This window comes from Paraconexibacter sp. (assembly GCF_059438195.1).
In genome coordinates, this window is the sequence record NZ_JBLKKY010000059.1 from 17370 (window position 1) to 27917 (window position 10548).

13 protein-coding genes are annotated in these 10548 nt (G+C 72.6%); 11 read left to right on the plus strand and 2 right to left on the minus strand.

All coding sequences use genetic code 11. The features are described 5' to 3' along the window. Positions 1 to 33 precede the first annotated feature (33 nt). The 10 genes from ACME2J_RS17295 to rplL all read left to right on the plus strand — a co-directional run bounded on the left by ACME2J_RS17295 (position 34) and on the right by rplL (position 6901). Positions 34 to 1626 (plus strand): circularly permuted type 2 ATP-grasp protein, encoded by a 1593-nt coding sequence (locus ACME2J_RS17295; protein WP_495546185.1) that lies wholly within the window; start codon positions 34 to 36, stop codon positions 1624 to 1626. Then, positions 1626 to 2567 carry an alpha-E domain-containing protein gene (locus ACME2J_RS17300; protein WP_495546186.1) on the plus strand — a complete coding sequence of 314 codons (942 nt, stop codon included), beginning with the start codon at positions 1626 to 1628 and terminating at the stop codon, positions 2565 to 2567. The genes ACME2J_RS17295 and ACME2J_RS17300 overlap by 1 nt, the downstream gene beginning before the upstream one ends. Next, positions 2564 to 3433 (plus strand): transglutaminase family protein, encoded by an 870-nt coding sequence (locus tag ACME2J_RS17305; protein WP_495546187.1) that lies wholly within the window; start codon positions 2564 to 2566, stop codon positions 3431 to 3433. The genes ACME2J_RS17300 and ACME2J_RS17305 overlap by 4 nt, the downstream gene beginning before the upstream one ends. A gap of 119 nt (positions 3434 to 3552) precedes the next feature. After that, positions 3553 to 3717 (plus strand): 50S ribosomal protein L33, encoded by a 165-nt coding sequence (rpmG, locus tag ACME2J_RS17310; RefSeq protein WP_495546188.1) that lies wholly within the window; start codon positions 3553 to 3555, stop codon positions 3715 to 3717. Between the two features lie 15 nt (positions 3718 to 3732). Then, the gene (gene secE / locus ACME2J_RS17315) at positions 3733 to 4032 is read left to right on the plus strand and encodes a preprotein translocase subunit SecE (protein WP_495546189.1); all 300 of its coding nucleotides are present in this window, start codon (positions 3733 to 3735) and stop codon (positions 4030 to 4032) included. Between the two features lie 11 nt (positions 4033 to 4043). Next, positions 4044 to 4565: a transcription termination/antitermination protein NusG gene (gene nusG, locus ACME2J_RS17320; protein ID WP_495546190.1), complete on the plus strand. Its 522-nt coding sequence runs from the start codon at positions 4044 to 4046 to the stop codon at positions 4563 to 4565. Positions 4566 to 4583: 18 nt separating this feature from the next. Continuing rightward, complete coding sequence (gene rplK, locus ACME2J_RS17325) at positions 4584 to 5006, plus strand: 50S ribosomal protein L11 (protein ID WP_495546191.1); 423 nt, start codon at positions 4584 to 4586, stop codon at positions 5004 to 5006. Further along, the gene (gene rplA, locus ACME2J_RS17330; protein ID WP_495546192.1) at positions 5007 to 5732 is read left to right on the plus strand and encodes a 50S ribosomal protein L1; all 726 of its coding nucleotides are present in this window, start codon (positions 5007 to 5009) and stop codon (positions 5730 to 5732) included. A gap of 81 nt (positions 5733 to 5813) precedes the next feature. Beyond that, the gene (gene rplJ / locus ACME2J_RS17335) at positions 5814 to 6503 is read left to right on the plus strand and encodes a 50S ribosomal protein L10 (protein WP_495546193.1); all 690 of its coding nucleotides are present in this window, start codon (positions 5814 to 5816) and stop codon (positions 6501 to 6503) included. An 11-nt stretch (positions 6504 to 6514) separates the two neighbouring features. After that, positions 6515 to 6901 (plus strand): 50S ribosomal protein L7/L12, encoded by a 387-nt coding sequence (rplL, locus tag ACME2J_RS17340; protein ID WP_495546194.1) that lies wholly within the window; start codon positions 6515 to 6517, stop codon positions 6899 to 6901. 302 nt (positions 6902 to 7203) lie between these two features. On the opposite strand, the gene ACME2J_RS17345 is transcribed toward rplL, so the two are convergent. After that, on the minus strand, positions 7204 to 8376 hold the full coding sequence (locus ACME2J_RS17345) for a sensor histidine kinase (RefSeq protein ID WP_495546195.1): 1173 nt from the start codon (positions 8374 to 8376) through the stop codon (positions 7204 to 7206). A gap of 42 nt (positions 8377 to 8418) precedes the next feature. Then, complete coding sequence (locus tag ACME2J_RS17350; protein WP_495546196.1) at positions 8419 to 9072, minus strand: response regulator transcription factor; 654 nt, start codon at positions 9070 to 9072, stop codon at positions 8419 to 8421. Positions 9073 to 9292: 220 nt separating this feature from the next. Between ACME2J_RS17350 and ACME2J_RS17355 the strand changes: the two genes are divergently transcribed. Continuing rightward, the gene (locus tag ACME2J_RS17355; RefSeq protein ID WP_495546197.1) at positions 9293 to 10495 is read left to right on the plus strand and encodes a S1C family serine protease; all 1203 of its coding nucleotides are present in this window, start codon (positions 9293 to 9295) and stop codon (positions 10493 to 10495) included. Positions 10496 to 10548: the final 53 nt, after the last annotated feature.

Consider the following 10548-nt stretch of genomic DNA (forward strand, 5'->3'; position numbering starts at 1 on the left):
GTCGACCGATCGTCGGGCAGGATGGGGAGGAGGATGACCGAACCCGCCGTCCGCGACGACCTCGCCTACCGCCCCGTCCCGGGGTGCTTCGACGAGATGTTCGCCCCCGGCGGCATTCCGCACCCGGACATGGAGCCGCTCATCGCCGAGCTCAGCCGGCTCGGCCCCGAGCAGCTCGCCGCGGCCGGGCGCCGGCGCGACGCGATCTTCCTCCAGCAGGGCATCACGTTCGACGCGACCGGTGAGGACGGTCCGGTGAAGGACCGGCCCTTCCCGCTCGATCTCGTCCCGCGGGTCCTGCCGGCGCGCGAGTGGACGCACATCAAGCGCGGCCTCGCGCAGCGCATCCGCGCCCTCAACCACTTCGTCGACGACATCTACCACGGCCGCGAGATCGTGCGCGACGGCGTCGTGCCGTGGCGGCTCGTCGTCAGCCGCTCGCACTTCGCGCGCGCGGTCCACGGCATCCGGCCTCCGGGCGGCGTGTACTGCCACGTCGCGGGGTGCGACCTCGTCCGCGACGCCGACGGCACCTGGAAGGTCCTCGAGGACAACGTCCGGACCCCCTCGGGCATCTCGTACGTCCTCGAGAACCGCGTCGCGATGACCCGGCTCCTCCCGCAGCTCTTCCAGCACTACCGCGTCCGGCCGGTCGACCACTACCCGCAGCTCCTCCTCGCCGCGCTCCGCTCGGTCGCCCCGTCGTCCGACGACGAGGCGACCGTCGTCGTGTGGACCCCCGGACCGATGAACTCCGCGTACTTCGAGCACGCGTTCCTCGCGCGGCAGATGGGCGTCGAGCTCGTCGAGGCGAGCGACCTCGTCGTCCGCGACGACGTCCTCTACATGCGCACGACGTCCGGCATGCAGCGCGTGCACGCCGTCTACCGCCGCCTCGACGACGACTTCATCGACCCGCTCGAGTTCCGCCCCGACAGCCTCCTCGGCGTTCCCGGGCTCGTCCGGGCCTATCGCGCCGGGACGGTCGCGATCGCCAACGCCCTCGGCACCGGCGTCGCCGACGACAAGGCGGTCTACCACTACGTCCCCGAGATGGTCCGCTACTACCTCGGCGAGGAGCCGATCCTCAAGAACGTCGAGACCTACCTCCTCAGCGACCCGGACGCGCGCGCCTACGTCCTCGACCGGCTCGACGAGCTCGTCGTCAAGCCCACCGGCGAATCCGGCGGCAAGGGGGTCGTCATCGGCCCGTTCACCCCCGAGGCCGAGCTCCTGCAGCTCCGCAGGCGCATCGAGGAGGACCCCGGCGGCTACATCGGCCAGGAGATCGTCCGCCTCTCGACCGTCCCGACCGCCGGGATCGACGGCGTCCTCGCCCCGCGCCACGTCGATCTGCGCCCGTTCGCGGTCTTCGGCGAGACGATCAACATCGTCCCGGGCGGCCTCACGCGTGTCGCGATGGTCGAGGGGTCGATGATCGTCAACAGCTCGCGCGGCGGCGGCTCGAAGGACACGTGGGTGCTCGAGGACGGCGGCGAGTCCGACCACGTCGAGCCGCTCGCCCCGCCACCCCTCCCGCCGACCATGCCGGGGTTCCGGTACGGCGGGTGGAGCGGGCAGCAGCAGCAACAGCAGCAGCAGGCGGCGGCCGGGGGCCGCCGCTGATGCTCGCCCGCATCGCCCACGAGCTCTTCTGGCTCGGCCGCAATCTCGTGCGGGCCGAGCACACGGCGCGGATGCTCGACGGCGTCTTCCACGCCGACCTGCAGGGACGGCCCGACGAGCCCAGCGGGGTGACGCTCTCGTGGGGCTCGATCCTCGCGATCATGGGCGCCGAGCTCGACGGGGCGCCGGTGCGGCGCGACGACGTCCTCGAGCGGCTCACGCTCGCGCCCGAGGACCCCGCGTCGATCGTGTCGTGCGTCGAGCGGGCGCGGGAGGGCGCGCGCACCCTCCGCGACGTCATCTCGGCGGAGATGTGGGAGGCGATCAACACCACCCACCTCCTCATGCACGAGGGTGACCTGTCGGCGCTCGTGCGCGCCGGGCCCTCGTCGGTCTACCAGCAGGTGAAGGAGCGCACGGCGCTCATCTGGGGCCTCACCGGCCGCACGATGCTCCGCGACGACGCGAGCGCGTTCCTCATCGCCGGCGGCCGGATCGAGGCGGCCGACATGGTGCTGCGGATGCTCCGCGTCGCCTTGCCGAGCATCGCGGACACCCACGCCCGTGACGGCCAGGCGCTCGCGCTCCTCCAGGCGGTCGGCGGCTTCCAGGCGTTCCGTCGCGCGGTGCCCGGCCCGCCGAACGCCCAGCCGGTCGCGCGCTTCCTCCTCTACGAGCGCAACTACCCGGACAGCGTCGCCGCGTCGGTCGAGAGCCTCCTGCGTCACGTGGAGCGCGCCGACCTCAACCCGCGCCAGAGCGAGCCGGTCCTGCGCCTCACGCGCCTCGGGGCCGACCTCGAGTTCCGGCGTCGCGCCGACGACGCCGCCGTCGCGCCCGCCACCTTCGAGCAGGTCCAGCAGGAGCTGGCGCTCGTCGACCGCGACATCGCGGACCGCTACTTCGCAGGTGCCGCCGCCCCAGGAGTCGTCACGACGTGAACTTCGCGATCCAGTACCTCACCGAGTACCGCTACGACGGCCCGGTGACCGACAACCTCAACGCGCTGCGCGTCCGGCCGGCGACGACGACGCAGCAGCGCTGCGACGACTTCCACGTGCGGATCGACCCGGAGGCGCGCATCAGCCGCCATCACGACTACTTCGGGACCGAGGTCCTCGAGTTCGGGATCCCCAAGCCGCACGACCACCTCACGATCGACGTCCGCGCCCGCGTCGTCACCGCGGAGCCGCCTCCTCCGCCCGAGGCCGACTGGTCGGCGCTCGAGAGCCCGGCCTACGCGGAGGCGGCGGGCGAGTACCTGCTCCCCGCTCTCGGGGAGCCCTCGGACGAGATCCTCGGCGAGTGGCCCGCGACGATCCGGGCGACGACGCCCCTCGCGACGCTGCGGCTCCTCTGCGAGATCATCCCCGACCAGTTCCGCTACGACCCGCACGCGACGTACGTCGGCTCGACGGTGACGGATCTGCTCCGCGTCGGAGGCGGCGTCTGCCAGGACTTCGTCCACCTCGGCGTCATCCTCCTCCGCCGGCAGGGCATCGCCGCCCGCTACGTCTCGGGCTATCTCTGGGCGGCGCCCCAGGACGGGGGCTCGGACTCGATGGAGGTCCACACGCACGCGTGGATCGAGGCGCTCCTCCCCGACGAGGGCAGCGAGCCGGCCTGGGTCGGGGCGGACCCGACGAACCGCCAGCTCGCCGACGAGACGCACGTGAAGATCGGCCACGGCCGCCACTACGGGGACATCCCGCCGATCAAGGGCGTCTACCGCGGCGGGGCCTCGAGCACCTTCGAGGCGTCCGTCCACATGACCCGTCTGGACCCGCAGGCGAGCGCGCGCGCCTGACCGGGGCGGCGCAGGGGGCCGGACCGCGCTATCCTCCCTCGGCGACTCGCTCCCGGGCGGGTCTTTCTTTCGCCCGGAAGCCGGTCCAGCATCGTCCCTCATCGACTCTGGGGAACCACATGGCCCGCGGAGACGTGCGTATCGCCATCACCCTCGCATGCGAGGAGTGCAAGCGGCGCAACTACCAGACCAACAAGAGCAAGCGCAACAACCCCGACCGCGTCACCCTGCGGAAGTACTGCAAGTGGTGCCGGACGCACACACCTCACAAGGAGACCCGCTGACTGGCGGATCCTCCCGTGGCACGTGAGGAGGACAACCAGCAGGACGAAGCCGGGCTCGAGCGCGAGGCTCTCGCGGCGGCTCCGGGCGGCGCGGGCACCACGCCCGCCGCGCCAGGTGAGTCGACGCAGCGGGGACCCGCGCGCTTCGCCCGCTTCCTGCGTGCCTCCTGGGCCGAGCTCCAGCGCGTCCAGTGGCCCGACCGCCGTCAGGTCGGTCAGGCGACCGCGGTCGTCATCGGCTTCGTCATCGTCGCCGGCGCCTTCCTCGGCGTCGCGGACGCTGCCGCCGAGGAACTCGTCGACATCATCCTCTAGGGCAGGAGACCATGTTCCGCTGGTACGTCGTCAACACCTATTCCGGGCACGAGAACAAGGTGAAGCAGAACCTCGAGCACCGGGCCGTCTCCCTCGGCCAGAAGCGCTCGATCCGTCAGGTCGTCGTCCCGACCGAGACGGTCTCGGAGATGAAGGACGGCGAGAAGAAGACCTCTGAGAAGAGGACGATGCCCGGCTACGTCCTCGTGAACATGGAGCTCGACGAGGACTCCTGGCAGCTCGTCAAGGGCACGCCGGGGGTCACCGGGTTCGTGGGAGCGTCGAACGAGCCGGTCCCGCTCACCCAGCCCGAGGTCGATCGGCTCCTGCGTCGCGAGGTGGCCCAGAAGGTCGCCACGAAGGCGCAGTTCTCGATCGGCGAGTCGGTGAAGGTCATCAGCGGACCGCTGTCCGACTTCTCCGGGGAGATCTCGGAGATCAACCAGGACGCGGCGAAGCTCAAGGTCCTTGTGTCAATCTTCGGCCGCGAGACGCCGGTCGAGGTCGGTTTCGACCAGGTCAAGAAGATCTAGGAAGCGCAGCGCAGCCCCATGGCGAAGAAAGTCCTCACACAGATCAAGCTGCAGGCCGTCGGCGGCCAGGCGAGCCCCGCGCCGCCGGTCGGCCCCGCGCTCGGCCAGCACGGCATCAACATCATGGAGTTCTGCAAGGCGTTCAACGCCCAGACGCAGCAGGACTCCGGCACCGTCATCCCGGTCGTCATCACCGTCTACGAGGATCGCTCGTTCACGTTCGTGACGAAGACCCCGCCGGCCGCGGTCCTCATCAAGCAGGCCGCCGGGCTCGACAAGGGGTCCGCCGAGCCGCACCGGGACAAGGTCGGGACGATCAGCGAGGCCCAGGTCCGCGAGATCGCCGAGAAGAAGCTGAAGGATCTGAACGCGAACGACGTCGACGCAGCCGCGAAGATCATCGCCGGCACCGCGCGCTCGATGGGCGTGGAGGTGGTCTGAGTGGCGAAGCACGGGAAGGCCTACGTCGAGGCCCGTCAGCGGGTCGACCGCGAGCGCGAGCACGAGCCTGCCGAGGCGGTCGCGCTCGTCAAGCAGCTCAGCCGCGCGAAGTTCGACGAGTCCGTCGAGATCCACGTCCGCACGGGCCTCAACGTCCGGCACGCCGACGAGCAGCTGCGCGGCACGATCGCGCTGCCGCACGGGCTCGGCAAGGAAGTGACGATCGCCGTCTTCGCGCAGGGCCCGAAGGCCGCCGAGGCCGAGGCCGCCGGCGCGGACATCGTCGGCGCCGAGGACCTCGCCAAGCGCGTCGAGGAGGGCTTCACCGACTTCGACGTCGCCATCGCGACCCCGGACCTCATGCCGCTCGTCGGCCGCCTCGGCCGCGTCCTCGGCCCGCAGGGCAAGATGCCGAACCCCAAGGTCGGCACCGTGACGATGGACGTCGCGAAGGCCGTCGAGGAGTCGAAGTCCGGCAAGGTCGAGTACCGCACGGACCGCACCGCGATCGTCCACCTCGTCATCGGCAAGACGAGCTTCGACGAGCGCCAGCTCCTCGAGAACTACGCCGCGATCATCGAGGAGCTCGTCCGCGCGAAGCCCTCGGCGGCGAAGGGCAAGTACATCAAGACCATCACCATGGCCTCCACGATGGGGCCGGGCGTGAAGGTCGACCCCACCCGTACCCGCGACATCCTCGGGGAGGCCGCGCCCGCCGCGGCGTAGCCGACACACAGTCGCGCCACCGAAGACCCCCGGCGCGCCCCCGACGAGGATCGGGGGCGGGAAGCCCGGGACAGGAGGCTCATGAACAGAGACGAGAAAGTCGCGGTGGTCGAGGAGATCACCGCGCAGCTCAAGGAGTCGGAGGCGGTCTTCGCCATCGACTACCGCGGGATCAGCGTCGACCAGGCGGCCGATCTGCGCGGCAAGCTCCGCGACGCCGACGCGACGTTCCGCGTCGTGAAGAACACGCTCACGCAGCGTGCCGCCGACGCCGCGGAGATGCCGGGCCTCAAGGACCACCTCGAGGGTCCGACCGCTCTCACGTTCGTCCGCGGCGACATCGCCGTCGCGGCGAAGGCCCTCTCGGACGAGCAGCGCGCCTCCGAGCTCCTCGCCTTCAAGGGCGGGCTCATGAACGGCGAGCCGATCGACGCCGATCAGATCAAGGCGATCGCGAAGCTCCCGTCGCGCGAGGTGCTCTACGGGCAGCTCGTCGGCGTCGTCGCCTCGCCGATCGGCGGCGTGGTGCGCAGCCTGAACGGCCTCATCCAGGGCATCGCCGTGCAGCTCGGCGGCGTGCTCGAGAAGAAGCAGTCGGGCGAGATCCCGGCCGGCGACGCGCCGGCCGAGAGCACGACGGAGGCACCCGCCGAGGCCGAGGCCGAGGCACCCGCGGAGGCCGAGGCCGACGCGGCGAAGACCACTGACCAGACGGACAACGACCAGGCGGACGCGTCGGCGGAGAACGCTGCAGACGCCGCCGACGCATAGGAGGAACACGCATGCCCACGACCCAGGAGTGGATCGACGAGCTCAAGAGCATCTCGGTGCTCGAGCTGTCCGAGCGCATCAAGGCGCTCGAGGAGGAGTTCGGCGTCTCGGCGACCGCCGTCGCGGCGGCGGCCCCGGCGGCCGGCGGCGGCGCGGCCGGCGGCGAGGCCGGCGGTGAGGAGGAGTCGAGCACCGTCGACGTCGTCCTCACCGGCGCCGGTGACAAGAAGATCCAGGTCATCAAGGTCGTCCGCGCGGCGACCGGCCTCGGTCTCAAGGAGGCGAAGGCCCTCGTCGACGAGGCTCCGAAGCCCGTGAAGGAGGGCATCGAGCGCGACGAGGCCGACAAGCTCAAGTCCGAGCTCGAGGAGGCCGGCGCCACCGTCGAGCTCAAGTAGCTCCGGCGAACGCCACCGCAGTCGCTCGAAGGGCGCCCTCCGGGGCGCCCTTCGTCGTTCCCGGGGCTGCGCTCGCCGTGCTCAGCTCCGCCGCAGCCGGCGTTGAGCCTCCGTTGAGGTCGGGATGGTGAAGTTCCCGGTCATGACGTCGCGACTTCGCCGCCTCGGGCTCCCCCTCGTCATCGCGGGCGGCCTCGCGACCTTCGGCACCGCCGTGGCCAGCATGCACGCGACCGCCGCGCAGCTCGAGAGCGCCGCGACGCCGGCGCCTCGCGTCGCGCCGCATCTCGACGGGATCCCGCTCAGCGATCCGGGCGGACGGGACTGCGAGCGCCGCGGCGACGGCGCGACGCCGTCGCAGCCGGACGTGACCGTCCGCGAGATGTAGCCGGAGCGGCCCCGCCACCCGCCGGGTGGTGGCCGTCATCGGCCGGCAGCTCGAGCGTCGCGACGAGTCCGCCCTGCGGCCGCGCGCGGAGCGCCAGATCGCCGCCGTGCGCGCGCGCGACCGCGGCGACGATCGAGAGCCCGAGTCCTGCGCCCGGGGGGCCGGACGTGGGCCGCGATCCGGCTCCCGCCCCGCGGCGGAACGGCTGGACGAGCTCCTCGAGCTCCGCGTCGTCGAGCCGCGCGCCGTCGTTCTCGACGACGATCGTCGCGGTGCGCCCGACCGTGCCCGACCGCACGACCACCGCGCCCGACCGCTCGTTGTGGCGGACGGCGTTCTCGACGAGGTTGGCGACCGCGCGCTCGACGAGCCGGCGGTCGCCCCGGACCGGTGCCGCGCCGATCTCGAGATCGGCGCGCAGCCCGCGTTCCCGCGCCTCGTCGGCGACGTGGTGGAGGGCGATCCGCGCGGCGCGGCCGAGGTCGACCTCGTCGTCGCCGGTCGTGCCCGCCTCGCTGCGCGCCAGGTCGAGGAGGCTCGTGACGAGGGCGTCCGCGCGGTCGGTCGCCTCGCGGACGCCCTCGGCCATCGCGCGCAGCTCCTCGACGGTCGCGTCCGGGTCGGCGAGCGCGACGTCCACCTCCGTGCGCATCACCGTCAAGGGCGTGCGCAGCTCGTGGGACGCGTTCGCGACGAAGCGCCGCTGCGCGTCGAAGGCGGCGTCGAGGCGGTCGAGCATCCGGTCGAGGGCGGCGGCGGTGCTCCGCAGCTCGTCGTCGGGGCCCTCCAGCGCGATCCGCTCGCGGGCGAGGGCCTCGTCGTCCATGCGCTCGGCGGTCGCCGCGATCCGGCGCAGCGGCTGCAGCGCGCGGCCGGCGAGCCACCAGCCGGCGCCGACCGCGACGAGGAGCGCGCCGAGGCCGGCGAGGGCGAGCTGGAGCCGGACGTCGGCGAGCGCCGCGTCGGCCTCCGCGCCCGGCACCGAGCGGCGCACCGGACCTTCGACGAGGAGGTACGCGGCGACGAGGAGGATCGCGCCCGCGATCCCGAAGAGCCCCGCGTAGAGCGCCGTGAGGCGCAGCCTCACCGTCGGCCGGGGGAGACGCGCGCGCAGCGCGGAGAGCACCGCCTACACCCGGTACCCCGCGCCGACGACCGTGTGGACGACCGGCGGGTCGCCGAGCTTGCGACGCAGGGTCATCACCGTCATGCGCACGGTGTTCGTGAACGGGTCGGCGTTCTCGTCCCAGACGCGGACGAGGAGGTCCTCCGGCGAGAGCACCGCGCCGTCGGCCGCGAGCAGCGCCTCGAGGACCCCGAACTCCTTCGGCGTGAGCCCGAGGTCGCGACCCGCGCGCGTCGCGGTCCGCCGGGCGGGGTCGAGCTCGACGTCCCCGGCGCGCAGGATCGCGGGCCGCGCCGTCCCGGAGCGCCGCCCGAGGGCGCGCACCCTCGCGACGAGCTCCTCGAAGGCGAACGGCTTCGTGAGGTAGTCGTCCGCGCCGAGCGCGAGACCGTCGACGCGGTCGGCGACCGAGCCGGAGGCGGTGAGCATGAGCACCTTCGTGCCCGGCTGCTCATCGCCGAGCGTCCGGCAGACGTCGTCGCCGTGCATCTCGGGCAGGTCGCGGTCCAGGACGACGACGTCGTACTCGTTGACCCGCGCCTTCCCGAGCGCCGATGTCCCGTCGCGGGCGACGTCGACCGCGAGGCCCTCGCGGCGCAGCCCGCGCGCGACGCCGTCGGCGACCCGGGGCTCGTCTTCGGCGATGAGCACGCGCATGGCCGCTACGATGGCGCAGCCAGCTGAAGCGGACGTAAGGTCCGCGACGGCGCTCCGGCGGCCGGATGGGGAGGCTTATCCCGACCTGACAGCGGGGATGTCACTTTCGCTCCGGTCCACCGGCGCCCCGTCGGCCCGGCCCCACCCGGCTCCCTTCCCCGAGGGACCGGCGGGGTGACCGGGGACCATGCCTCACCTTGACCTGCGAGGAGCTCCATCGATGAGTCCCAAGTCCCGCCTCGGACCGGCGTTCGCCGGCGGCATCGCCGGCGCGGTCATCGCCGCCGGCACGCTGCTCGGCGCCGGTGCGCTCGACGACGACGACGACGAGGCCACGCGCGCCGCGGCGGTCCCGTCGGCGGCCGCCCCCGGCTCCGCGAGCGACGACGAGGGCGTCCCGGCGACCGCCGCGCAGGTCGTCTACGACGAGGTGAGCTCGGGTGTCGTGTCGATCCGCGCCGTGAACGGCGGAGTCGAGGCGCGCCTCCCGATCCCGGACGGGGGCGACGACGACGAGAAGGACGACGACGAGGAGGGCGCGATCTCGAGCGGCTCGGGCTTCGTCATCGACGACGCCGGGACGATCATCACGAACGCGCACGTCGTCGGCCGGTCGAAGGACGTGAGCGTCCGCTTCGACGAGGAGGGCGACGCGATCGACGCGGAGGTCGTCGGCACCGACCCCTCGACGGACATCGCCGTCCTGAAGATCGACACCGACGACGCCCCCGACGACTACACGCCGCTCGAGCTCGCGGACTCCGACGGCGTCCGCGTCGGTCAGGCCGCGGTCGCGATCGGCAACCCGTTCGGCCTCGACCGCACGGCGACGGCGGGCATCGTGTCCGGGAAGGGGCGGGAGATCGAGAGCCCGAACGGCTTCCAGATCGACGACGTCATCCAGACCGACGCGCCGATCAACCCGGGCAGCTCGGGCGGTCCGCTCCTCGACGCCGGGGGCGAGGTGATCGGCGTCAACTCGCAGATCCTCACCGGCGGCTCGGCGCGCGGGAACGTCGGCATCGGCTTCGCGGTCCCGGCGAACACCGTGCGGGACGTCGTCCCGCGGCTCAAGCGGGACGGCGAGATCGCCCGGGCCTACCTCGGCGTCTCGACGCTCGAGATCACCGAGGAGGTCGCCGAGGCCCTCGACATCAAGGAGCAGAAGGGCGCGCTCGTCGTCACCGTCGCGCGCGGAGGCCCCGCCCGCAAGGCCGGGCTCCGCGGGAGCGGTGAGGACGGGAAGGGCGGCGACATCATCGTCGAGGTCGCCGGGACGAAGATCAGCGACCCCGAAGACGTGGCCGAGGCCGTGACGGCGAAGGCGCCGGGTGACGAGGTGGAGATCGTGGTCCTGAGGGCCGGCAAGCGCAAGGCGATCCAGGTCACCCTCGGCGACCGGCCCAAGGAGGCGGTCGAGTGAGCGACGAGTCGAGGACGGGCGAGACGGAGGGCAACCCCGGCGGCGCGCCGCCG

Excerpts from the sequence above, each read along its gene's own strand:
- ACME2J_RS17295 (WP_495546185.1), top strand. The coding sequence starts at position 34 with ATGACCGAACCCGCCGTCCGCGACGACCTCGCCTACCGCCCCGTCCCG.
- ACME2J_RS17300 (WP_495546186.1), top strand. The coding sequence starts at position 1,626 with ATGCTCGCCCGCATCGCCCACGAGCTCTTCTGGCTCGGCCGCAATCTC.
- rpmG (WP_495546188.1), top strand. The coding sequence starts at position 3,553 with ATGGCCCGCGGAGACGTGCGTATCGCCATCACCCTCGCATGCGAGGAG.
- nusG (WP_495546190.1), top strand. The coding sequence starts at position 4,044 with ATGTTCCGCTGGTACGTCGTCAACACCTATTCCGGGCACGAGAACAAG.
- rplK (WP_495546191.1), top strand. The coding sequence starts at position 4,584 with ATGGCGAAGAAAGTCCTCACACAGATCAAGCTGCAGGCCGTCGGCGGC.
- rplJ (WP_495546193.1), top strand. The coding sequence starts at position 5,814 with ATGAACAGAGACGAGAAAGTCGCGGTGGTCGAGGAGATCACCGCGCAG.
- rplL (WP_495546194.1), top strand. The coding sequence starts at position 6,515 with ATGCCCACGACCCAGGAGTGGATCGACGAGCTCAAGAGCATCTCGGTG.
- ACME2J_RS17350 (WP_495546196.1), bottom strand. The coding sequence starts at position 9,072 with ATGCGCGTGCTCATCGCCGAAGACGAGCCCCGGGTCGCCGACGGCGTC.
- ACME2J_RS17355 (WP_495546197.1), top strand. The coding sequence starts at position 9,293 with ATGAGTCCCAAGTCCCGCCTCGGACCGGCGTTCGCCGGCGGCATCGCC.